Here is a 23,636-nt window from a genome sequence, read left to right on the forward strand (position 1 = left end):
CCCTAGGTAATCTAGCCACAGTTGAAACAAATCGGGAATACGTTCCCAGCTTACCTCATTACTGAGTGATACCCATTTCTGCCTTTTGGGTCTGACTGAGACGAGATAAGAAATATAAGAAACCCTAAATGGAGTTAATAATGAAAAAAGTAAGTGTAATTGCTGCTGCAGTGGCTGCGACTTTAGCTGCTGGTTCAGCGTTCGCAGTTGATTTTAACGGTTATATGCGTGCTGGCACTGGTATCAGTGGTAATGATGGTGGCGATGTTTCATTCATGAAGAATGGTATTGGTCGTCTAGGTAACGAAAACGACAACTACTCTGAGTTTGGTCTTGCAGAAGAGCTAAAAACTGGTGAGCAAACTTGGCGTCTAGAGTCAATGATCGCATCTGGTGCTGACGGTGCGAACGGTTGGGAAGACGGCGAGTTCAACGTTGCTCAGTTTGCAGTAAAAGCAACTGGCGTACTTGAGTTCGATAAGGATGCGACACTTTGGGCTGGTAAGACTTACTACCAACGTAAAGATATCCACATCACTGACTTCTACTTCCTAAACACGTCTGGTACTGGTGGTGGTATTGAGAACATTTCTGTAGGTGATCAAAAACTATCTCTAGCGCTGATTCAAGATGGCGAAGATGAAAACGGTGCGGGTTACATTGCAGATGCACGTCTAGCAAACATCGGCCTTTGGGAAGACGCTTCTCTAGAACTTGCTCTTGCGTACAACTTCTCAACAGAGAACAAGAACGGTCAATACGACGGTGATGACGGTCTTCTTGCAACAGGTATCATCCACCAAAACATGAGTAACGGTTTCAACCAAACTGTTGTTCAGCTTGGTACTGCAGGATACGGTATCCAAATGGCTAACTTCTGGGGTGCAGGTTCATACTACGATCGCTCTGGTGATCAAAATGATGGTTTCGGTTACCGTATCATCAACTGGGGTGTAATGAACCTAAGCGAGTCTTGGGAGATGGGTCACCAGTTAGCATACCTAGCAGGTTCTGACTTAGGCACAGCTAAATACGATTCTAGCCAATACTCTGTAGTTGCTCGTCCAATGTATAAGTGGAACGACACAATGCGTACAGTATTCGAGGCTGGCTACAACGCTGGTGAAGTAGATAACGTAGACTTCGGTGGTGCTAAGTTCACAGTTGCTCAGTCTTGGGCAATGGGTGACAGCTTCTGGGCTCGTCCTGAAATCCGCGTATACGGTAGCTACCTAATGGATCTAGAAGGCGATAGCTTCGGTCAAGTTACAGATGCAGATGGTAACGTGACTGCTATTGGTGCTGACAACGACTTCGTTGTTGGTATCCAAGTAGAAGCTTGGTGGTAATAGACCTATAACTGTCCTAAAAGTCTAAAGTCCTGTTAAGATAGCCGACATTTAGTCGGCTATTTTTTTAAACGCTCGTGCGAGCATTTAAAAAAATAATAAGAAGGAAAAGGTATGTATTTTCGTGCACTAATGTTAAGTGGGTGCGTTGCACTTGCTGGTTGTCAGTCCCCTCAAGTAATCGTTGAGCAGAACGCGGTAGAAAGTGCCCAGGTAGTTAGTTCACTGTCCGCGCTTCAAAGTACGAAGATGAAGTTGCCAAGTAATGTTTTGGTCGATATCACCCCGAGTACTCAAAATCTTAAGTACGGACAAATTAATGGTCCTGTCGCTGCTTTTGAAATCCCTGCGAACCGAGGTGAGTTAGAAATTACCATTACTAGCCACATCAAAGATTCAGTTTTCTTCCCATCTGCGATTATCGTAGATAAGAATGGTAAAGAGCTGGAGTCTTACGAGGGTAGCGATTTTGAATACAAGAAACCACGCTTACACCTAGGTAACCGAATTGTTGCAGAGAAAGACTTTTATCCACCAAATGGAGAAGAGTCGGTATACCTTATCGTTTACAGCAAGCCTTCAGATTTGAACGGTACAACGGATGTGATTCACCCAGCACGACTGGATGCAGAAGGTCGCGGTAATTATCTGCCTGAAGTAAAAGATATCCCGATTCCACATGCGAATGTAGGTCGAATCGAAATCGATATTGAAGGCGCTGGCCGAATGATAATTGGTACAGATAATAGCACCAAAGAACCTTACAAGAAGGCGCCTGTAGATGCACAGCCTGAAACCCAAAGCTATTATCACAATGCAATTAAAAAAGCCGTAGAAGCGGATGACTTACCAAAAGCATTGAGCCTGTTAGATGAAGCAAAAGCACTCAATATTGAAGGTGCACAAGAAGTGTTTGTAAAAGCCGTCAATAGTAAGAAATAGCGATTCTATTACAGTTATGAAAATTCAAAAGCCAGTCGAGTATTCGACTGGCTTTTTGCTATTTAAAAGATCTCAATCCAGGAAAAACGCCTACGCCACTTAGCCTTTAACAAGTTCCAAATACATAGCGCACAGCGGCTTAAACACTAATGGTATATACGCGCGCTGAGCATCGACAATAAGTGAGTAACGTTGTCCGCTCAAACGGTCCAGTACGGTGTGTCGACCGTTTGACAAGTGCCAATCCTCGATAAGGCTATTTGGTATATGAAGCTCAACGTCTTGTGAGTCGTGGCTAGAAAAATTACACGCCAAGATAAGGGTTTGCTGCTCACAGGAGCGAGCAAACGCATAGAGCTTATTTCTCAGCCTGCCAAAGTGTTGGTGGTTTTCGGCGTATAAATCGTGATAGCGCCCCAATAGAGCTGGACTGTTCTGAGCTAAGTTGAGTAAAGCACTATAGAATTGACGTAGCTGGACTTCTTGTGGCGTTAATTGACCACCATCGAACTTGCCCTTGTTCATCCAACGCTGATGGTGAGGAACGCCGATATAATCAAATATTGAGGTACGCGAAGGTTGACCAAAACCGGCATTCTCTGCGCCTGCTTCCCCGACTTCCTGACCGAAGTAGATCATAGTTGGGGACGATGATAAGCAAGTTGAAACCAACATCGCCGGGATAGCTTTTTCCGCGCTGCCTGCAAATTCAGGAGACGCAATCCGCTGCTCATCGTGGTTGTCTAAAAAATGCAGCATGTGATGTTCAATGTCACGGAGCTGGTATTCAATTCGGCCAATATCAGCAGTTGTACCGTGCCCTTGCATTATGGCTTTTAACGTATCGTATAGGTCAACTTTGTCATACAAGTAGTCCATTTTACCAAGGTGAATATAGTCTCGGTATAAATCTGGCTGGTACACCTCTGCCATAAGAAAAGCATCAGGGTTAACGTGTTTTATCCAGCTGTTTAAGTAGCTCCAAAACTCGACCGGGACCATTTCCGCCATGTCGTAGCGAAATCCATCAACGCCTTTCTCTAACCAAAATAACGCAATGTCACGAAACTTAATCCAAGAATCTGGCACGCTTTTGGTCTGCCAAAAACTAAAATGTTCCTGATGGTTCTTGTGCTCGTAACCTTCGGGTAACTCGTCAAAGTCCTTTGTGCCGTCAGGGCGAATGCCATAATTCACCTTCGCCGTTTCATACCAGTCGTCGAAGTCCGGTTTCGCTTTACGCGAACCATTCCCCGTCCACTTTGCTGGCAGCTCAAGGTATGGGTTATCTAGAGTTGGGTGAGGCTCACCACCTAGCGGAAGGTAGGCCTTAGGGATATCAGGTGTTTCAAAACGTCGCTCAGGAATGTAGTAGAAATTGTTGTCGCGATGGTATTCCTGTGAGGTATCATCGGCTTGGCCAAAATCCAGTGTGCCCTGTGGGTTATTCAAACCACAATAATTGCGTGCTACGTGGTTTGGAACAATATCGATGATTACTTTCATTCCGGATTGGTGTGTTCTCTCGATTAACTGTTCGAACTCTTTATTTCTGTTACGTGGATCAGTGGCTAAATCAGGGTTCACCGAGTAATAGTCTTTAACTGCATAAGGGGAGCCAGCACGGCCTTTTACCACGCTTGGGTGATCATGACTGATGCCACATTGACTGTAATCTCGCACTAAAGCGTGGTGAAGCACTCCGGTATACCAGATATGAGTTACGCCAAGACGTTTGATCTCTTGTAAGGCGAGCGGAGTAAAGTCGTTAAATTTCCCAACGCCGTTTTCTTCGATGGTTCCCCATGGTTTATTTGTTGTGTTGGTGTTGCCAAACAAGCGAGTAAAGACTTGATAAATATTGTGTTTCTCTTTTTGCATAACGAATGTACTAAGTCGAAGATGTGTCGCTATCCAGCCTAAAATAAGGCGAGCAGAAAGGGCTCATCCTTGAGGAAAGATTTTCGGGGAAAAGGGGATGAATTACAAATTTGACTGATTATTGCCTGAAGCCTAACTAGAGTATGTTAGGCTTCAATTTTTACCCTGTACCTATTATTAGGCTAGAGGATTATCCCTTAGAGGAAGTGCTTTATGGGAGGGTAGTAATGCTATTTTCTACTGTACAAAAGGAATGCATTCAGTTTATCAGATGATTCTTGGATCGTTTCGATTTTTTCCTCCGAATCACTAGCTTCTCGATAGGAGTGTTCCGCGTGTGTTATAGCCTCACGAGAGTCAGTTCTAATGATGTTGAATATCTGAGTTAACTCATTTTGGCACATGGTCAGCTGTTCAGTAATCGTTGCAAGTGAATTGGAGGATACTTCGATGTCTGCCACACTCGAGAGCATTTGACTAAATAATGTTTTAGTTTCTGCAAGGCTAGTTTGTGTAGTGATACTTAACTTGCGAACTTCGTCAGCGACGACGGCAAACCCTCTACCATGTTCACCGGCCCTTGCGGCTTCGATAGCTGCATTTAATGCTAATAAATTTGTTTGATCCGCAATATTACTGATTTCATTCATAATGCCAGTAACTTGACTACTATGCTGAACCAAGGTTTTTATCTTGTCTTGCGTATTCGAACGTAGGTTGGATTGTTGCTCCGTTTGTGTCGCTAAGTTCTCCATTTGGCTTTCAAAATTGGTGTACGTTTCTGATGACTCGATAATGATGTCGTGGATCTGTTTAAGATTACTGGAGGTGTGAGCTATCGCACTTTCATAAGATCTTAGTTGTTCGATAAGAGCAGATTGAACAGAGATGATTTGTTGACTCCTCCTAGCTTCGATTTCTGCTTTGTACTGCATAGTAGATAGCAATGTGAACTCAAAAGGTGAGCGATTTTTTCGACTGCTTCCACGTTTAAAAATGGCTAATGCAGCCAGAGTTTCATTTTGATGTAGACCAAAAGCTGTTTCTCCAAAAGTAGAGAAACCAGAAACCTTGATATCATCAAAGCAGTTTACCTGTGTCAGTGAGCTCGCATTATTAAGCCTGCGCAATACACAGTCATTCAGAAGCATAGTTTCAGGCAGGCTACCTGAAAGAAACTGTTTGAGGTCTTTTTCAGTCTGATGAGCCAGATCGTGCTGTTCTACGATGTATAAGCGTTCTCCAAAGTTCATGTCACTGAAGAATGTAACACTACCATCGGTGTTCATACTGGCGATGGATTTGATAAATAGCTCTCCAGATTTGTTCTTAATAGCAAAGGAGTGATTAGCTAGAAGATCATTGAGTTGAGCCTTAGTGCATTTAAAGATACGGCAAAGGGCATCGACTGGGTTTATTGCTTCCCAACTATGGTTGATATTGACGGCTTTGAGAGTTCGACTCGATTTTTCGAAATCAACAACATCAAAAAAAGATTGGTTGGCTTAAAGTTGTGGGTTCTGAATATATCGTAGTGATACTCAGGTGTGAGTTTACAGTAAAGCAATACACATTTATTTGAATGTTGTTTCTCATTGAAAAACACATCCGCTTGAGAAAAGTCAAGCTTACCGCCAGCACTGCCTCCTATGAGGTGGGTAGGAGAGACAGAGGAATTAAGTATAGCGTCACAAAAATAGGATTCAGATGCGGTTAACCCAGGAAAGTAGATCAAGCCAAAAGTATCTCTAGGGTCTATATCGAATGGCACTCTAACGAGAGAAGAAATAGAGCGCTCTATTGCTTCTGAGTCTTGAGAAACTGGTATTTCAAAATGCGTAATATTACCTATTAATGATTTCGGGAAGAAATGAAGTAGTACTTGGCGTGAAGTAGCAGTTTGATTGTACAGCTCGTTACCACCAAGAATTCCTGCACTCATTAACACTAAACGATTCGGGATGTCTGAAAACTTTTGTCCAATACTTCGCATGATACTTTCAGGGTTTGGGCAATCAGGGTGTAAGTAAGCAATAACAAGCCTGTGTTGTCCTTTAACTGAAAGGGAATGTATTTGATCGGTTGTAGTACTAATTATCTCAACCTCAGATAGAGAGTGGTCGCCCTTGGCGTTCTTTTTTTTCTTAAATCGTGCAAGCATGATCCGGCCTTAATGCAATTCTTGTTGACTGATTCTTGGTGTATCCATGTTCTAAATCACTTCTGTTCGATACTGAGCAGTTTGCAAAGTCATGTTTCCACTCCGACCAAGTGGGTCGAGCGGCTGTTTGGTGTTTAAATCAGAGGGAAGTGGTAGCTGGGAATGAGTGAAAAATAAGCGGTTATGATTTGTTGAAGCTTATCGTTGTTTTACTGTTTTTATATCAAATGGTTACCTTTCTTTGAGAGTGTAACATTATGTTTCAATGTGGGTGGGTAAGGGTACTAAATTCTAGGATTTATGTTTTTTTTTAGGATATTTTGGGGTGGGGACTAGTGTTAGAAGGCATCAGTTAAATGCTTCAATCGCCTAGTATATTGAGATTTTGAGCAGCGGTGTAAGGTTGAATTGGGCACTCATATTCGCAGATAACGCGGTAATCTCTTTGTTGAATAGAGCTCTTTGTCGTCAATGTCATCTTTTTTGCTAAGGCATTGATTAACTAGAGTTAAGTACACTCTAATTTAGCAAAAAAGCCACGCAATGCGTGGCTTTTTCTCATAACGAATCGTGCTAGCGAAAGCTATGAATATAAACTGGATTTGGCTTAGAAGCCTTTGATGTTCTCTGCTTCTAGCTCAGTGAAGTATTTAACTGTCTTCACTTTTAGCTCTTGAGTTGCTGGCTCATCACAAACAATCACTGATTTAGGGTGAAGTTGTAGAGCAGATACTGTCCATAGGTGGTTCACACTGCCTTCAACTGCAGCTTCAAGCGCTAACGCTTTGTTATGGCCAGTAACAAGAATCATGATCTCTTCTGAGTCTAGTAGAGTACCAACACCGATAGTTAACGCGTATTTTGGTACTTGGCTGATGTCGCCATCGAAGAAGCGAGAATTCGCGATACGAGTGTCTTCAGTCAGCGTTTTGATACGAGTACGTGAAGAAAGCGAAGATGCAGGCTCGTTGAATGCGATATGGCCGTCGTTACCTACGCCACCCATGAATAGGTTGATTTTGCCGTAAGACTTGATTTTGTCTTCGTAACGTTTGCACTCAACTTCGTTGTTCTCTGCATTGCCATCTAGAAGGTTGATGTTCTCTTCTTGGATGTCAATGTGATTGAAGAAGTTAGTGTACATGAACGTACGGTATGACTCAGGGTGATCCGCTGGAATACCAATGTACTCATCCATGTTAAATGTCACTACATGCTTAAAGCTCACTTCGCCAGCTTTATGCAGTTCGATAAGTGCTTTGTAAGTTGCTAGAGGTGTACCGCCAGTAGGTAGACCAAGAACGAATGGACGATCTGCCGTTGGTTTGAAATCGTTGATGCGTTTAACGATGTGCGCTGCTGCCCACTTACCTACTTGTGCTGCTTGATTTAACGGGATAAGTCTCATTTTTTGCCCCTAAGTATTGAATTTTTATGATGCTCTGAAACATTAATTCGCATTATAAAATAAGTTGTTGCGATCCGCCATTGTTTTAGGTCAATTTTTCACTTTTTGTTGTGGGAATATCCAACTGTCCCCGTTTTATCAGGCATTTTCTGTTGTTTATTTGCTCAAATATTGCTGTGCGTGATGGCCTGAGAAGAATAAATTTATATGAGAAATTAAGCGCTATTTGACGTAGCTCAACTCTTGCCGTGGCGTCGATATCATTCGTCACCCATACTAAAATTGTTGGCAAAGAAGAAGGAGGCGGAGCAATGAAAAATCAATTGGATCCGACCAAAGTCTTGCATGCTTATGAGCGTGTAATGGAAAGAGGGACACCAACCGAATACGGTAAGATCTATGATGGCGTAGAAGCGTTTTCTGATTACGACGGTTATAACCTTTATCTACGAGGCAATGGGGTAGAGCTGAAAGTCGGTTTTCATAATACTTACCACTTAGAATACGATCAGGAACATCTGCGTGACAGTTTCCTTAAGAAAGTTGCGCAGCTATCTAAATAGCCGGCAATAAAAAAACAAGCCCCAGACCCTAGTTCTATATCTGGGTATCGGGGCTTGCTATGTTAATCGTCTTCTAATACTGGTTCAGCTTCGTAGTCATCGTTAGTTTCGATAGCAGAACGCTTACAACCATTTAGCGTGTGGAAGCGCTTACGACCACGTGCCAGTTGGATGTATTTTAGCCAAACACGTTCTAGCTTGGTTTTGGCTTTATGTGGATGACTAAGCACTTTTAGAAAATGCTTTTCTTCCGCATTTTCTGGTGTGATGTCGCCCATTTCTAGGGCAAACATGGTGTCACCATAAAGTGTTAGGATTTCTTCTTCCGCAAGAGTAAAATCGCCAGACTTAGCAAAGCCACGTGGGAACTTTGTGTTGTCGTAGAATCGTTTCTTGCCATGGCGGAATTCAGTGTCGGACATATCAACCTCAGTGTATGACGCTATTGTTGGTAGTGTAATTTTTAAGGCGAAGTTATTGGTAAATCGCACAAATGAAAATCAAATTATTTTTGTGGTTTCGATTAATCTTGCTGATTAATATTTCATCAATATTGCAGAGAGCAACAAATGGACGTAAAAGTCTTTAGAACCTTTCTTGAAGTCGCAAAAGCCAAGCATTTTGGACGCGCTGCAGAAAACCTCTACATCACTCAGGCAGCCGTCAGTGCGCGCATTAAACAACTCGAAAGTTACTTTGATACTCAATTGTTTACTCGTGATAGAAACAACATCAAATTGACCTCTTCGGGGGAGCGTTTGATCAGTTATGCGGAAGTCATGGTATCGACGCTGCAACAAGCAAAGCTAGAGCTATCGTTAGAAAGTGGTAAGGCTTTACAGCTGACACTTGGCGGTACGCCTAATATTTGGGATGCATATTTACAGAACTGTTTGAGTGTTGTGACAGATTCATTTGGTGGTTACGGCTTTATGGCTGAAGTGATGGGGCGAGAGCAGCTCAATCGTCAGCTTCTTGAACGTACCTTGGATATGGCTTTTGCGTTCGACCAAATAAAAGCGGAAGAACTGCATTGCAAAAAAGTCGCGGATTTAGTGTTGGTATTGGTATCGACTCAAGAGGATTGTGTCGATACCGTGTTTGATTCTAAATACGTGTATGTGGATTGGGGAACGCGCTTTGCTTCTGAGCATGCAGATCGCCATCCAAAAGTACCAGCACCGTATCTACGAACCTCAACGGCACGTATCGCACTCGATTTTATTCTAGAGAAAGGAGGGAGTGCGTATTTGCCTGCCTCACTGGTTGAGCCATTTATCAACTCAGGGCAACTGTTCAATGTCACTGGGGTTAAAGAATGGCAAAGGCCAATTTATCTCAGCTACCGTAAAAATAGCTCTTCAGTTGAAGCGATTACGCAAGTGGAAGAACTGGTTAAAGATATTGATCCGCTTACAGCATATTCTCTGCAGCAAGCAGGTGAAGTCGCGTCTGATTAGCAATAAACGAACTGTCCATCCTCATCGATTGCGGATGAGGATGGAAAACTAACCTCTACAAATTCATTAAGCTTTCCAGAGATTCATCAATGGTATTGAAGTGATAAGAGTGGATGTTTGAGCCATCGCTGGCATCGATTTTTATCGCGGAGATTTCATCGCTATGATTGTTCTCGATGACCCCCAGTGAGTGTTCGACAGAGTCGCAGGTGATTTCCATGTGGTTGCGAAGCACAATTACGCATCTTTCCAGATCCATAGCCAATTCCTTGTAGCAGACGTTGTAGATTTTTTTGTTTGTTATGTTTTTGTCCCTATAACTTTAGTTTACCCCCTAAATAATGCCAGATTAGTTCCAAAATCTTTATTTTTCTAATTCTGTTTTGCTGAAACATATTGGTTGAGCTGTGTAATTATTGCTGGGGATTCATTGCGTTACAGGAGTGGCTTGGAGAGCCGGTCGCGAGAAATTTTTTTTGGACTCTATGTGGCTTAGGCAAGGTAGAGTTCCGAAAGTGGCTAAAACACCGTAACCTGTGTAGTAAGATAGCTCTATTGGAAGATGATGCTTAAGGGTGAAAAAATGGGAGAGACCAGCGCAGTGTTATGCCCGTCGCAATGCCAAAAAGCGCGTATGGCTCGCGATGTCCACTACGATGGCCGCTTTTACGTTGCAGTGAAAACAACTGGTATATTCTGCCGCCCTATTTGCCCGGCTAACTTGCCTAAAGAAGAGAACGTCGAGTATTTCTCCAACCAAGCTCAAGCACTTCAAGCAGGTTATCGACCTTGTTTACGTTGTCGTCCAGACAGTGCGCCTAGCTCTTGGGCGTGGAAAGGTGTTGAAACGACGTTTGCCAGAGCGGTAACCCTAATAGAAGAAGGCGCACTTCAGAATGGCACACTCGCCATGTTGGCTGAGAGGCTTGGGATCACTGATCGTTATCTTCGTCAGTTATTTCAATCTCACTTGGGTATGTCGCCTAAGCAGTATGCTCAGTATCATCAGTTGATGTTTGCAAAACAACTGCTGCATTCCAGTGCGATGAAGGTGGGGGATATCGCTTTTGCGTGCGGGTTTAATAGCGTTAGGCGGTTTAACGATGCGTTTCAAAAGCATCTTAAGCTAACCCCAAGCCAAGTACGTAAAACGGACAGTCAACTGAGTTCGTCCAATTCAATCTGTTTAGCAGTGCGTGCGCCTTTTAATTGGCACCAAATGCTCGCGTTTTATCGGCTGAGAGCCGTGGAAGGGATTGAGCAGGTAACGGATACCAGCTACCAAAGGTCTTTTGTCTTAAATGGCAGTAAAGGTTGGTTTCAGGCCGAATTGCAGGGAGAAACCTTAAAGGTAGAGTTTGAATTAGAGGATATCCGTCAGTTGCGCAATTTAGTGGTTCAACTACGGCGCATGTTTGACTTAGATGCAGACAGTGCGTTGATTGAACGCCAACTGCGAGAATTAGATGCCAATATTGTGTTGCATTCAGGCCTTAGAATTCCAGGAGTGTGGGATTGTTGGGAGGCTGGCGTGAGAGCCATACTAGGTCAGCAGGTTTCAATTAAAGCCGCTATTGGTCAGTTGAACTTATTGACGCAAACACTGTGCCCAAATCATAAAGTGTTTCCAACTCCAGAGATGGTGATGGCGGCTGATCTCAGTTTTTTGCGCATGCCAAATAGCCGAAAGGAAACGCTTCAACGGTTTGCTCTCTATATGAACGACAATAGAGATGCCGACCCGAATGAGTGGCTGGCCATCAAAGGTATCGGCCCTTGGACGGTGAATTATGCACGCCTTAGAGGTCAGTCCCAGCCTGATTGTTTCTTAGATTCTGATTTAGTTGTGAAGAAAGCGCTGCAACGCTTTCCTAAGTTGAGTAAAGCATCGGTTGCTCCCTGGGGCAGCTATGCGACCTTCCATTGTTGGAGTCATTTTTAATGAATTACTACACTGAATATCAAAGCCCTATGGGATGCGTGACTGTGCAAGCTAACGAGCAAGGCTTATTGGGAGTCTGGTTCGAAATTCACACCACAAAACCGGAACAATTAGGGCAAAGAGATGAGAGTTTTCCTATACTTAGCCAAGCTGTTGCACAGCTAGATGAGTACTTCTCGGGAAGCAGAAAGCAATTTGAGTTACCGCTTGCTGCGAAAGGGACAGATTTCCAGATGAAGGTATGGCAAGCGTTAACGACTATTCCTTACGGAGAGGTATGGAGCTACCAAGATCTGGCTAATGCAATTGGTAACCCTAAAGCCGTACGAGCGGTTGGTTTAGCCAATGGTAAGAACCCAATATCGGTAGTGGTACCCTGCCATCGAGTGATAGGCAAGTCGGGTAAACTGACCGGATACGCCGGTGGCGTTGAACGTAAAGCGGCTTTGCTAAAATTAGAAGGGTATACCAGGTAAATTAAAGAGGACAGCTATGGTGAAAGGATTCATCTTTGCAGTGCTGGTATTGATGTTACAAGGGTGCGATCGAGAAAAACTTGAAAGGATCGCAGATGCAGACACGTATGAATTCTCAGGGCTGTATACCAATCAGTACAATCAAGACACGCTGACATTTAAAGATGGCTACGTCAGTTTCGAAACTCGCGGGGTATTAGTGAGCAGAAGCTATCGAGTGGACGATGGGCATGTGCTGATCAAGTTTGCCAATAACTCCAAGGAAAAGCGTGAAGATCTCGTTATGCGTATTCATGGTAATGGAGAGCTTCTTACCTGCAGTGCTTGTGCTAAGTACAATATGATGAATATTTGGGTTAAGGAACTGTATATCTCAGAGTCACCTTGAACTTGAATCGGTGACGCCGCGCTTTGATGCCATTTAGGTACAATACTTGGTTTTAGCGTATAACCATTGGCTTTCGGGTATAAGAGTGCCGCAACTGAAGCGTTTCAGTTGCGGCATTCTTAGTTTAACTAAACAGGTGTCCGTTCAGCATCATGTGGACTGCGATACTGGCAGCATACCCCAAGCCGATAATAGGGGCCCACTTCAAATGACCAAAGAAAGTGTACTTGCCATGCGCTGCTCCCATCAATGCTACCCCAGCCGCAGAGCCGATTGACAATAAGCTACCACCTACGCCTGCAGTTAGCGTTACCAATAGCCAGTTACCCATATCCATGGCAGGCTCCATGGTTAAAACGGCAAACATCACAGGGATGTTATCGACGATCGCCGAAAGGATACCCACCATAACGTTAGCCCAGATAGGATCCCATTGGGTGTACATGATCTCTGAAATGACGCCTAAATAGCCAAGTAGGCTCAAGCCACCGACACACATAACCACGCCATAGAAGAACAGTAATGTGTCCCACTCCGCATGGGATACTCGGCGGAATACATCGAAAGGTACTACAGAGCCCAAGCGCTTCAGCGCGTGGTCATCGCGATTAGCAATAGCGGCGGCTGCTTTTTTCGCTAAAGAGTGTTTAAGCGTGCGGCGAAGGAAGAAGCCAAAGAACTGCAGATATGCAAGGCCCATCATCATCCCGATAACTGGTGGGAAGTGCAGAACGGCGTGGAACGCAACTGCAGTGGCAATGGTAAGAATGAACAAGCCGACAATGCGTCTTGCACCGCGTTTTAGCTCTACATGCTGGTGGATGGTGTCTGGTTTTTGGTTCGGAATGAACCATGACATGATCACTGCAGGCACAACGTAGTTCACCACGGACGGTAAAAATAGCGGCATGAACTCAGAGAATGAAACATGGCCTGCTTGCCAAACCATCAGAGTAGTAATATCACCAAAAGGACTGAACGCACCGCCTGCATTGGCGGCGATAACTATGTTGATACAGGCGAGGTTAATAAAGCGCGGATTGTCGCCAGCCACTTTCATCACAACGGCACACATCAGTAATGCTGTCGTGAGGTTATCTGCGATAGGAGAGATGAAAAACGCGAGAATACCGGTGAGCCAAAATAAGGTTTTAAAGTTGAAGCCTTTGCCAGTCATCCATGCTTGCAGCGCATCAAACAACCTGCGTTCTTCCATCGCACTGATGTACGTCATCGCAACCAGCAAGAACAATAGCAGTTTAGCGTATTCGAGTAAGTTGTGTTCGAGCGCGGCCTTGGCTAAATCGATTTGACCGTGTTGCTGATATACGTAACCAATGATCGCCCATATGATCCCGGCTGCAAGCAAAACGGGCTTTGATTTTCGAAGTTGTAAGTATTCTTCAAGCATCACCAAGGTATAAGCACAACCAAAAATCAGTAGGCAGAGGTAGCCTATCCCTGATTGAGTCAGATCCAGATAACCCGATGTTGATTGCGAGGCGAATGCCTGTAGCGGGGAAAGTACGCCCAAAATGGCGAGTCCATAAAGCCCGATTTTCATTTGCTGCACTCCATTTGCTGCTAATGACTACCTATAGTAAAGAGTTCTACCTTTGCTTGGTGTGATACAGCTCGGAAATGGTTGATTAGACGCCACTTTTGTCACCATTTTGTAGCATGGGTGCTGCCGATTTATTACCGAAAGGTAGAGCCTGTGTACCGAGCTATATGGGCTTCTGGGGGTAGTATCACAAATTCCCGAATTGATTTGGCTAGGCAATTCTGTTCGGTAAGGTTCTTGATTTGGGTCATCTCGCTGGTACCACTTTCGGGTGAGTATCTTATGTGTTCTGTTCCACATAAAAATCGAGGTAGATAATGACAAGTCCTACTGAACAAGGACGCAAAGTTACGCTCGGCAGTTACATTGCTCTAGCGTTTGCGGTGGTTTTCTTTTCTGGCTTACTTCAATCGAGCGAGTGGTATGGTGTATTTGACTTCACCACCCTTAATGGCTCGTTCGGTAAGGTTGCTTACGATGTAACGGAAACAGCAGATGGCATCAATGCTGCGACAACATCACTGCGTGGCCAAGGCGGCAGTGGCGCTCGTGATGGCTTCATTTTTGCGTTAACGCTGATCCCAACTGTCATGTTTGCGCTAGGCATGATTAACGTGCTTGAACATTACGGTGCACTTGATGCTGCGCGTAAGCTACTTACTCCTCTACTACGCCCGCTAATGGGTATTCCTGGTAACTCTGGCCTTGCACTCATTGCTTCTCTTCAAAGTACCGATGCTGGTGCAGCAATGACACGTCAGCTCAAAGACGAAGGGCATTTAACCAAACGCGAAACCGACGTGTTCACTATGTTCCAGTTTACCGCTGGAGCCACTATCGTGAACTTCTTTTCTTCGGGTGCAGTGCTATTCACGTTGACTATGGCTGATGGTTCTCTAGCAGTAACTTCATCGATTGGCTTAGCCGTAGCAATCATGTTCATCTTCAAATTCGTTGGCGCGAACTTGTTCCGCATCTACTTAAACATCACTGAAGGCAAAGAAGATAAAGATCAGCAAGGCAAGCCACAAAACATGAAAGAGGAGACAGCGTAATGAGTGAAGTGAAAGCGAAAAAACCAATGGTGACAGACATCTTCGTCGAAGGTGCGAAAAAAGGCTGGGTTATCGCCACTACATCAACCGTTCCAAATGTATTGATGGCGTTTGTGATTATCAAAGCGCTGCAAATCACAGGTGCGTTGGATCTGATGGGATCGGTGTTCTCTCCAATTATGGCGGTATTTGGTCTGCCGGGTGAAGCGGCGGCGGTACTTATTGGTGCTTGGATGTCGATGGGCGGCGCGGTAGGCGTTGTGATCACCTTGTTTGACCAAGGCATTCTTAACGGTACTCATATCGCAATTCTTGCTCCGGCTATTTACCTTATGGGGTCTCAGGTTCAGTACATGGGGCGTATTATGGGCCCAATTGGTACAGAAGGTCGTTACATTCCAGTCATGATCGGTATTTCTGTACTGAATGCCTTCGGTGCCATGTTCGTCATGAACATTTTGCTATAAGGGAACGCGATGAATTTTTCACTCAATGATTACCTCGAAGAGCTTCGCCCTCTAATTGATGTTGATTGTGGTACATACACGCTTGAAGGCATCGAGGCAATTGCCACTCAGTTCGAAAGCAAGTATGCCGCGATGGAAGGTTGGCAGGTTAAACGCATCGATTGTGGTAAAGCAGGTGTGGGCCTTGAAGTGCGTAACAAGCCGGATGCAGAAGTCATAGACATCATGCTCATTGGTCATATGGATACGGTTTTCCCGAAAGGAACGGTCGCTAAGCGTCCTATGACCACTGACGATACCAAAGCCTATGGGCCAGGTGTATCTGACATGAAATCTGGATTACTGAACGTCGTATATGCATTGCGCAATCTCAACCCAGAAGTTATCGATAAGTTGTCGATCTGCATTTGCATGAATCCAGATGAAGAGACGGGCTCGCTTGATTCTGTCGACTGGCTACAATCTGTCGCGAAACAGGCCAAGAATGTGCTGGTTGCAGAAGCAGCACGCGCAGATGGTGGACTGGTTAAAGCACGTAAAGGTATGGCTCGTTATAAGCTGACCTTTAACGGTAAGGCTGCTCATGCGGGGAACGAACCGCAAAATGGCCGAAGTGCTATCACGGAAATGGCGAATTGGATATTAGCCATTAACACGATGACTAACTTTGAGTCTGGCACGACATTAAATGTTGGCGTGGTATCGGGTGGGGCGGGTGCGAATATCGTTCCTGAGTTAGCCGAGGCCATAGTTGATGTTCGCTTTTGGAACAATAACGAGTATGACGATATTGATACTCAGTTCAATGCGTTGGCCATACAACCCCATGTTGAGGGTGTATCGATTGAGCTAGAGAGAGAAGCGTATAAACCGTCAATGGTGCCAAATGGTCAGACTCTTGCGCTAATGTCGCTAGTGGAAGAATCTGCCCAAGAGCTCGAGATTGATATCAATTGGAAAGAAGTGGGCGGTGGCTCAGATGCTAATAATACTGCCATATTAGGTGTGCCGACACTCGATGGATTAGGGCCGATTGGTGCGGGATTCCATAGTGACGAAGAATACCTGCTACTTGAGTCCATTGAACCTCGCATTAAGTTGCTGATGCGCGTGATGGAAAAACTCGCCAAGTAGCAGAGTGACCATAGAGTCATAGGTTAACCTGAGAACCAGTAACGAAAGTTGCTGGTTTTTTTTGTTCAAAACACACCCACTTTTGTCTTTGCGGATGTTGATTTATTTATCTAAAGTTTCGCCCCTCCATCATGATGAGGTTGAAGGGGATTTGCCCTGCGCAGTGACATTGCCGCGATGGTCAGTTCTGACTATTCTCTGACATGCCTTACAATTAGATAACTTGAACAACTTTAGAGTTTTCGAGTACGAAGGAGTAGTGGTGCATTAATTGAGTTTTTTTGATGATTAGATAATCAGTTGCACTATTGGTAAAACTATTATTTATCATGCATTTACATGGTTACTCCTAACCTGTTATTGCAAATATCAATAAAGCTAAATTGGCTATAATCTATTCACTTCAATAAGGATACTTAGTGTCATCAATAATCCAGCCAAGTTTTTAGTTGTTGAGACCAGATCAATTGGATAGTGTTTGAGCTTAACGTATATGGCTCTCGCTATATCGTTGTTAAACGCGAAAAAACAACCAATTGGCAAGCGAATCTATAATTATTTGCAGGGATAAAAACAGACAAAAAAGAAACCTGTAAAAGGTAAATGAGGATCAAATGCTACACCTGATCTATTTGGACTGTAGTCACGTTTGCAAGTTAGTGTTTAACGGCAGCACGCTATACATCAGCCGCGGAAAAAAGAAAACCAAAGAGCAACTATTAAGCTCAAAGGAAAGGTTCGTACTCAACTATTTAGCGAAAAACTCTTCGCCTGAGTCGCCTAAGACAGCTCGCGATATAGAAGCCGCGTATCGAAGTGAGTTTGGTAAAGAATTTGGCTTGTACAGCCTAAAGAACACGATTGCTGCTGTTCGAAAGAAATACAAAACACTGATTGATAGTAGTAATGAAAGTTGCTCAAAAGAGTTTATTACCAACGTATTCAAAAAAGGGTATTACACCAGTTTTGATGGCGTGAGTAACGAAAGCGAATATACGGTGATCACTCCGGATATCAATCGTGACAAGCCAGCGCTAGCCGATGTGTTGGGCGGTTATTTGCAACTGCATGGCAAGAGCCTGTGTCAGCGTGGGCTTGTTGCCTTGATGTTGTCAGTGATGTTTGTCGGCAGTTTGTACGCGCTCAATATATCGTATTTAAACTCGGCCCTTGATATGAGCGTGTCGAGAACCAAAGCGATAATGTCGGATATTTTGGATAGTCGCTGTGAAGTTGAACCTTCAATCCAGCGAATTAACCAGAGCATTAACTTGGATTCTGCGGTTGTGGTCGCGCCCGAGTATGCATGTGTGATTGATAAAGACGAAGTCAGGCAGCTTACAGACCAAACAGAGATAGATGAGCTGCTGTCCCATCCGCAGTTTATCTATGGGCGGTTCGCTGGCGAGGATGGCGATTACGCTTATGCGCGAGTGCCAAAGTCGGTGACCGAAATTAAGTTTGGTAACTTGCTGGTTCGCTATCTGCTGGATGTCATTGTGTTGAAGAGTGACTCTGGTTACATCTTCACCTCTGGTAGTGTGCAGGACAGCATAGAAGTTTACTCGAATGAAATCGGTGGCGGGATTGAAGTCCAGTATTACAGTGATGACATACTGGTGGAGTGGCTCATCGTACTAATGGCAGCATTTTTATTATTGTCTATTAGGTCACTCATTCCATTGGTTCAGTTCCTTGGATACTGGCGACGTTTGTACGTGAAGTTAGAGGCCATCGTTGATGCCAGTACTAACCATGTGGTGTATTACGAACTACTAACCAGAGTCAATGCCCTAGAAACCAAGGAGTACATTGAGTTTATAAGGCGGCACAATCTGGTGACGTTGCACAGCGTGATGTTAATCAAGCAAATTGCCAGAACTAGGCAAGAGGATGATTCCCATCATTATGGGATTAACCTGTGCCCGAGTTCTTTGACTAAAAGTGACTATCCGTACCTATTAAAAAGTTTACAAAAGTTAGGTGATCAAAGCCTGACAATTGAGATTGTAGAGTATTCAAGCATAGAGCTATCCCAAGAGATGCTGGATAACCTAAGCCAACTCAGAGCGCTGGGCTTCACTGTTGCTTTAGATGATTTTGGAACGGGGAGTAGTAACTTGGAACTCATCCGAAAAGTGAAGCCACATTACGTTAAGCTCGGTAAAGAGTTTCTCGACGGAATAGAAACCTGTGACGATGTGAAAGGCTTTTTAATGAATATTGCCACTATTAGTAAATCTTCTAATGTCAAAGTCATTCAAGAAGGCGTGGCGCGAGTAGGGCAGAAAAGAATAATCGATAAAATAGGTTTTCATTATCAACAGGGCTACTTATATAGCGATGAATAATCAATGTGGTTATTACTGTGCTAGCAAGACTTAGTTCGAATATATATTGACCCGAGTAGTAGAGGAATATTCCCAGCCACACCTTAAATGGATTTAGTTCCCTAAATTAATTGAGCTGTTTAATACTTCTCGATTATTAAATTAATAACACATACCAATTTGCTGATTTCCTTGCTGCGGGTAATTGAATTATCCATACGTAGCAGGGAGGGCTGAGTTGTGCCTAATCATTTCCAGAATATACGTTAATGGATACATACAATGAAATTTAGATTTCAAAACTTGCCAATACTTTATCAAGTTCTTGCACCGGTTATTTTAGCCATCGTGTCTTTTATTATCGCGATTGGCTTTACGCAGAGTAAGCTAAACCTGACCTCTGAAAACTCCCAGCTTTCTGCTGATACAGTAAGCTACGCTAACTACATGCAACGCTCTGAACGCGTTGTGCAGCGATACCGTCGCGCAGCTTATGAAGCGCTGATTGGCCAAAGAGCGTGGGATAATTTCTTTGCTGAGCAAGACAAATATACGCAGCAGCTCGACTCATTGTTCGACAGTATCCGTAACTCTTCTGTATTTAGTGATTATGCCAAAGGTCAGCTAGAGTCGATTGAAAGAGAGTTTGCGAGCTATCGAGCAATGATGGTGAAAGCTTCGAAACTGAAAGCTGAGTCAGAAAAGGAATACGCATCGCTGCCTTGGATTTACGAGAAAATCAACAACACTAACGAGTTGGTACTGGCAAGCGAACAAGCAGCAGATGAAAAGAACGCATGGCGCCAAGCGCGTGCAGAACTGTTCGTTGCATCAACTAAAGTTCAGACCTACTTCGCTGAACTGATGCAATCTTACAACCCTGAAAGCCGTGAAGATTTGCGTGTTGCAATGGCAAGCTTTGCAACTATTATCGATGATCTGGACAACTCAATTGTTGATGAAAACATTGGTGTTACCTACTCGGAATACACCGATGCAGTTCGCGAAGTGAATGACATTAATGATGAGCTCTACAATGTGACTCAAAATGCGGTAGAAGTCGGTCAATCGATTCGTCAGCATATTTCTGAGCTTGCAGCATATGCCAACGAAAATGCAGAAGCTGCGTCAGACGAGAGCTTGGTGCTTATCGGTGAAACATCGACCACGCTGATTGTTGCGCTTGTTGCTTCATCAATTGCAGCAGCGTTTGTGGGATACATTTGTGCATCGAGCATCAAATCAACGGTGTCTGAGCTACAAGTAGTGATTCAAGCTGTATCTCGTGGTGAGCTGTTCAAGAAGTCGACCAGTGATTCTGACAATGAAATTGGCCAGCTATGCCAAAACACTAACTCCACGATTGATTCTCTGAACAGTACGGTAGGTAACCTGCGTAATGTGGGAACTGAAGTGTCCTCTTCAGCGACTGAGCTTGCTTCGGTAATGACAGAGCTGGAAGCGAATGCAGTAGAGCAGCGTTCCCAAGTTGAGCTAATCGCATCAGCAATTACCGAATTAGCGACCAGTTCAACTCAGGTTGCGGCGTCTGCGTCGTCTGCTGATCAAAATGCTAAAGCTGTTATCGCAATTACCAACCAAGGTGTTGAGTCTGCACAAAATGGTGTGCATTTATCCGATGAGCTGTGCCAGGAGCTTCAGCAAACCTCTGATGTAGCCTCTAGCCTTGATGAGCTTTCAAACAACGTGTCGAGCTTTGTTAGTATGATTGAGAACGTTGCAGAACAAACCAACTTGCTTGCACTTAACGCTGCGATTGAAGCTGCACGTGCTGGAGAAAGCGGTCGCGGTTTTGCCGTGGTTGCTGATGAAGTTCGTGTCCTGGCTCAGAAAACGTCGGAAAGCACAGGATCAATCCAAGAGCTTGTAGATACGCTGCAACTGCGTGCCAAAGATATGATTCAATCCGTTGACCGTTGTGTAACGAAAGTAGAAGCCACAGCAGAAATTAACCGCCAAACCAGCAGCCAGCTTGCCACCATTTCAGATGAAGTTGCTCATATCTCTATGAACAACAGCGAAATGTCGTCAGCAGCGGATGAGCAAAGCCGCGCAATTTCTTCAATGAACGAAAACATTGCCACCATTGATGAAGCGATTGCACAAAACGCGACTGGTGTAACGCAAAGTGCTGAAGCGGCTGCATACCTATCTGAGTTGTCAGAAGGTCAGAGCCAGCAACTTGATTTTTTCAAACTTAAAGCTTCCTAAGCTCCTTTCTCAAAAGCCCAGAGTTCGCTCTGGGCTTTTCATATCCTCTGCACTCCCTCGAGTCTCCTCCAGAATTGAAATTAATACTCGGATAGAGTTTTCCACTTGGATAATCATATATTTAATTGGATAAATCTAATTTTTAGGTTGCTCACGACCCCATGCATCAGATAAAAATGTCAATTAAATGTGCTAGATAACATGTTGTAACAAAGTTTGGTTAGCTGTTACGTCTGGCTTATGTCAAAAAATGATCAAATAAAAGCTAAAAATTACAAAACAATCATACATGTTTTAGCGATGAATCATTTTTTTGTTGGATGTATTGGGGGTTGTAAATGATTACGTCCAAGCGTGAGCGATTTGTGGGGGGCCGCTATGTTGTACTTATTTAGCTTAGGGGGCAGCTCATCTTACAAATTGGTACTTAACGGAAACCTATTATATGGCGTAGATGAAGAAAGTAAAACAATGGAGTTTTATCTTAACGACAAAGAACGTTTTGTTCTTGAATATCTTGCCAAATATTCGTCCTCGGATGCGCCTTCTGCTGCAAGAGACATCGAGCTTGCTTATCAACGTGAGTTTTCGGATGAGTTTGGCCTGTATAGCCTAAAAAACACCATCGCGTCTATTCGAAGAAAATACAAACTTATCACTGATAGCCATGACATCGATGGCCCGAAAGAGTTTATCAACAATGTATTTAAGAAAGGCTACTACATCAACATTGATGTAGTGGATAGTATATCCAAGAACAAACAGCTCAATTTTGACATTAATAATTATAAGTTGAGTACTGGCGCGATGCTGGATTTGTTCATAAGGCTCTATCACCTAAGCATCTTGAACAAAGGTGCCAAGATGGTGGTGTTATCGTCAGTGTTACTTTGCATTCTGTATATACTTCAGATTTCGCATATCAGCTCAATCCTTCATAAATACAAAGGGAACACCAATTACATAGCGCATGAAATCATGGATTATGGGTGTGATGATACTCAGAATGTCGCAGTTTTGAGTCAGTCGTTGAATTTGGACTCTGCGATCCTGATAAAAAATGGAAACAGCTGCTTAATCGATCGAGAAAGCATGAGAAGTATTGATAGCGAAGCTGAATTAGAACGCTTGCTGAGTTTACCTCAGTTTGTATACACATCGAGAACCAATGGGCAAGGCGCCGAGTTTTATGCTCGAATATCCAGACAATCGATTGAAAGTCGTTATGGTAATACGCTGCTGCCGTTCTTGGTTGACTCTGTGCACATCAATACTGAATTAGGGAAACTGTTGTCGACAGGGGAACCTGGCCAGTTTCAAGTGTACTCACAAAATTTTAGAGAAGGCGCTGAGATCGTCTATTACAGTGATGGCATTGTCTATGAATGGTTAGGCTTACTAGCACTACTAACTTGCCTGTTCTACATGAAAAACCTGTATCGTTTTGCTCATTTTGCGACAACTTGGATTGGGCTGCGATACAAGTTAGAAGTCATCATGGATACAGAGAAAAGTCATCCGGTTTATTATGAGATCCTCACGAGAGTGAAGCGAGGCTCTCCGCTTGAATACATTAACCATCTTCGACAATCTCAGTTGGTAACTTTCCATACCATCTCGACGATTAAAGCGATTGAAGCGGCTCAGCAAAGCGGAGCAAGTAATAATTATGGAATCAATCTGTGTCCCATAACCTTGCAGGGAGATGACTTTGATTTACTTGAACAGTTTTTGAGTAGGCTAGAAGCGAACGAAGTGACGTTAGAGATCACTGAAAACTCGACCGTGCCATACACACAAGAGATTATAGAGAACATTCGATACCTTAAAGTGACAGGGTTTATTATTGCGCTAGATGATTTTGGCACTGGGAACAATAATGTTGAAGTGGTTAAGAAAGTTCAGCCTAATTACTTAAAGATTGATAAAGAGTTTCTTACTGATATAGAGAATGATATTTCGGCTAAAGAAATTTTAATTAATCTCTCGAATATTGGTTATGTGTCCGATTCAAAAATAATTCAAGAGGGAGTAGAAACCACTAGGCAAAAGAACTTTTTGTCTCGATTAGGATATATCTATCAACAGGGGTATCTATATAGCGAGGAATAACACTTAGGTACCAACTTAGGAGGCGACCATTAGTGAATTTTGATTTTTTATTCGAAGGGTTGGAAGCAAAAGACACTAACAGTCGAAATGCATGCGTGAAGTGCAACAATGCATTAGATGAGACTGCGGGTTCTTCAACTTGCCCCCAATGCTTGCAAGCCGAGTCTTACGT

At 43.7% G+C, this 23,636-nt stretch carries 20 protein-coding genes and 1 pseudogene; 13 read left to right on the forward strand and 8 right to left on the reverse strand.

Annotation, left to right across the window (positions count from 1 at the left end):
• Nucleotides 1–140: 140 nt before the first annotated feature.
• Both lamB and ACXABW_RS22035 read left to right on the forward strand, forming a co-directional pair.
• Nucleotides 141–1,349, forward strand: coding sequence for a maltoporin LamB (gene lamB, locus ACXABW_RS22030; RefSeq protein ID WP_252033069.1), 1,209 nt, complete (start codon nucleotides 141–143; stop codon nucleotides 1,347–1,349).
• Nucleotides 1,350–1,463: 114 nt separating this feature from the next.
• A complete protein-coding gene (locus ACXABW_RS22035) occupies nucleotides 1,464–2,291 on the forward strand; it encodes a MalM family protein (RefSeq protein WP_252033071.1) in 828 nt (275 codons plus the stop codon).
• Between the two features lie 99 nt (nucleotides 2,292–2,390).
• On the opposite strand, the gene ACXABW_RS22040 is transcribed toward ACXABW_RS22035, so the two are convergent.
• The 5 genes and pseudogenes from ACXABW_RS22040 to nagB form a co-directional block, all read right to left on the reverse strand.
• Nucleotides 2,391–4,172: an alpha-amylase family glycosyl hydrolase gene (locus ACXABW_RS22040; RefSeq protein WP_457525557.1), complete on the reverse strand. Its 1,782-nt coding sequence runs from the start codon at nucleotides 4,170–4,172 to the stop codon at nucleotides 2,391–2,393.
• A 230-nt stretch (nucleotides 4,173–4,402) separates the two neighbouring features.
• Nucleotides 4,403–5,107, reverse strand: a complete 705-nt coding sequence (locus tag ACXABW_RS22045; protein ID WP_457527178.1) for a methyl-accepting chemotaxis protein — start codon at nucleotides 5,105–5,107, stop codon at nucleotides 4,403–4,405.
• A 117-nt stretch (nucleotides 5,108–5,224) separates the two neighbouring features.
• Nucleotides 5,225–5,611 (reverse strand): annotated as a pseudogene (locus ACXABW_RS22050) (FIST C-terminal domain-containing protein); the annotation flags it as partial.
• Nucleotides 5,587–6,333, reverse strand: a complete 747-nt coding sequence (locus ACXABW_RS22055; protein WP_457525558.1) for an FIST N-terminal domain-containing protein — start codon at nucleotides 6,331–6,333, stop codon at nucleotides 5,587–5,589. The gene ACXABW_RS22055 and the pseudogene ACXABW_RS22050, both read right to left, overlap by 25 nt.
• A 607-nt stretch (nucleotides 6,334–6,940) precedes the next feature.
• Nucleotides 6,941–7,741 carry a glucosamine-6-phosphate deaminase gene (gene nagB, locus ACXABW_RS22060; protein ID WP_252033076.1) on the reverse strand — a complete coding sequence of 267 codons (801 nt, stop codon included), beginning with the start codon at nucleotides 7,739–7,741 and terminating at the stop codon, nucleotides 6,941–6,943.
• Between the two features lie 311 nt (nucleotides 7,742–8,052).
• Here nagB and ACXABW_RS22065 point away from each other — a divergent pair, with 311 nt between their 5' ends.
• Nucleotides 8,053–8,304 (forward strand): DUF3081 domain-containing protein, encoded by a 252-nt coding sequence (locus tag ACXABW_RS22065; protein WP_252033078.1) that lies wholly within the window; start codon nucleotides 8,053–8,055, stop codon nucleotides 8,302–8,304.
• A 62-nt stretch (nucleotides 8,305–8,366) separates the two neighbouring features.
• On the opposite strand, the gene ACXABW_RS22070 is transcribed toward ACXABW_RS22065, so the two are convergent.
• Nucleotides 8,367–8,726 (reverse strand): DUF413 domain-containing protein, encoded by a 360-nt coding sequence (locus ACXABW_RS22070; protein ID WP_252033080.1) that lies wholly within the window; start codon nucleotides 8,724–8,726, stop codon nucleotides 8,367–8,369.
• A gap of 147 nt (nucleotides 8,727–8,873) precedes the next feature.
• Here ACXABW_RS22070 and ACXABW_RS22075 point away from each other — a divergent pair, with 147 nt between their 5' ends.
• A complete protein-coding gene (locus ACXABW_RS22075) occupies nucleotides 8,874–9,764 on the forward strand; it encodes a LysR family transcriptional regulator (RefSeq protein WP_265688880.1) in 891 nt (296 codons plus the stop codon).
• A 55-nt stretch (nucleotides 9,765–9,819) separates the two neighbouring features.
• Here the strand turns inward: ACXABW_RS22075 and ACXABW_RS22080 are convergent, their stop codons facing one another.
• Nucleotides 9,820–10,023, reverse strand: coding sequence for a hypothetical protein (locus ACXABW_RS22080; protein WP_252033084.1), 204 nt, complete (start codon nucleotides 10,021–10,023; stop codon nucleotides 9,820–9,822).
• A gap of 324 nt (nucleotides 10,024–10,347) precedes the next feature.
• Here ACXABW_RS22080 and ACXABW_RS22085 point away from each other — a divergent pair, with 324 nt between their 5' ends.
• Genes ACXABW_RS22085 through ACXABW_RS22095 form a run of 3 tightly spaced genes read left to right on the forward strand, consistent with a single transcriptional unit; the run spans nucleotide 10,348 to nucleotide 12,570 of the window.
• Nucleotides 10,348–11,706, forward strand: a complete 1,359-nt coding sequence (locus tag ACXABW_RS22085) for an AlkA N-terminal domain-containing protein (RefSeq protein WP_457525559.1) — start codon at nucleotides 10,348–10,350, stop codon at nucleotides 11,704–11,706.
• Nucleotides 11,706–12,182, forward strand: coding sequence for a methylated-DNA--[protein]-cysteine S-methyltransferase (locus ACXABW_RS22090; RefSeq protein ID WP_252033088.1), 477 nt, complete (start codon nucleotides 11,706–11,708; stop codon nucleotides 12,180–12,182). The genes ACXABW_RS22085 and ACXABW_RS22090 overlap by 1 nt, the downstream gene beginning before the upstream one ends.
• 16 nt (nucleotides 12,183–12,198) lie before the next feature.
• Nucleotides 12,199–12,570, forward strand: coding sequence for a hypothetical protein (locus tag ACXABW_RS22095; RefSeq protein WP_252033090.1), 372 nt, complete (start codon nucleotides 12,199–12,201; stop codon nucleotides 12,568–12,570).
• 124 nt (nucleotides 12,571–12,694) lie between these two features.
• Here the strand turns inward: ACXABW_RS22095 and nhaD are convergent, their stop codons facing one another.
• Nucleotides 12,695–14,134: a sodium:proton antiporter NhaD gene (gene nhaD / locus ACXABW_RS22100; RefSeq protein ID WP_457525560.1), complete on the reverse strand. Its 1,440-nt coding sequence runs from the start codon at nucleotides 14,132–14,134 to the stop codon at nucleotides 12,695–12,697.
• Nucleotides 14,135–14,451: 317 nt separating this feature from the next.
• Between nhaD and ACXABW_RS22105 the strand changes: the two genes are divergently transcribed.
• The 6 genes from ACXABW_RS22105 to ACXABW_RS22130 all read left to right on the forward strand — a co-directional run bounded on the left by ACXABW_RS22105 (nucleotide 14,452) and on the right by ACXABW_RS22130 (nucleotide 23,464).
• Nucleotides 14,452–15,189 carry a nucleoside recognition domain-containing protein gene (locus ACXABW_RS22105; RefSeq protein ID WP_252033094.1) on the forward strand — a complete coding sequence of 246 codons (738 nt, stop codon included), beginning with the start codon at nucleotides 14,452–14,454 and terminating at the stop codon, nucleotides 15,187–15,189.
• Nucleotides 15,189–15,656 carry a YjiG family protein gene (locus tag ACXABW_RS22110; RefSeq protein ID WP_252033096.1) on the forward strand — a complete coding sequence of 156 codons (468 nt, stop codon included), beginning with the start codon at nucleotides 15,189–15,191 and terminating at the stop codon, nucleotides 15,654–15,656. The genes ACXABW_RS22105 and ACXABW_RS22110 overlap by 1 nt, the downstream gene beginning before the upstream one ends.
• Before the next feature lie 9 nt (nucleotides 15,657–15,665).
• On the forward strand, nucleotides 15,666–16,790 hold the full coding sequence (locus ACXABW_RS22115; RefSeq protein ID WP_457525561.1) for a M20 family metallopeptidase: 1,125 nt from the start codon (nucleotides 15,666–15,668) through the stop codon (nucleotides 16,788–16,790).
• Nucleotides 16,791–17,404: 614 nt separating this feature from the next.
• Complete coding sequence (locus ACXABW_RS22120; protein ID WP_457525562.1) at nucleotides 17,405–19,141, forward strand: EAL domain-containing protein; 1,737 nt, start codon at nucleotides 17,405–17,407, stop codon at nucleotides 19,139–19,141.
• Between the two features lie 261 nt (nucleotides 19,142–19,402).
• The gene (locus tag ACXABW_RS22125) at nucleotides 19,403–21,352 is read left to right on the forward strand and encodes a methyl-accepting chemotaxis protein (RefSeq protein ID WP_252033102.1); all 1,950 of its coding nucleotides are present in this window, start codon (nucleotides 19,403–19,405) and stop codon (nucleotides 21,350–21,352) included.
• A gap of 378 nt (nucleotides 21,353–21,730) precedes the next feature.
• Complete coding sequence (locus tag ACXABW_RS22130; RefSeq protein WP_457525563.1) at nucleotides 21,731–23,464, forward strand: EAL domain-containing protein; 1,734 nt, start codon at nucleotides 21,731–21,733, stop codon at nucleotides 23,462–23,464.
• Nucleotides 23,465–23,636 lie beyond the last annotated feature (172 nt).

This window comes from Vibrio paucivorans (assembly GCF_054053395.1).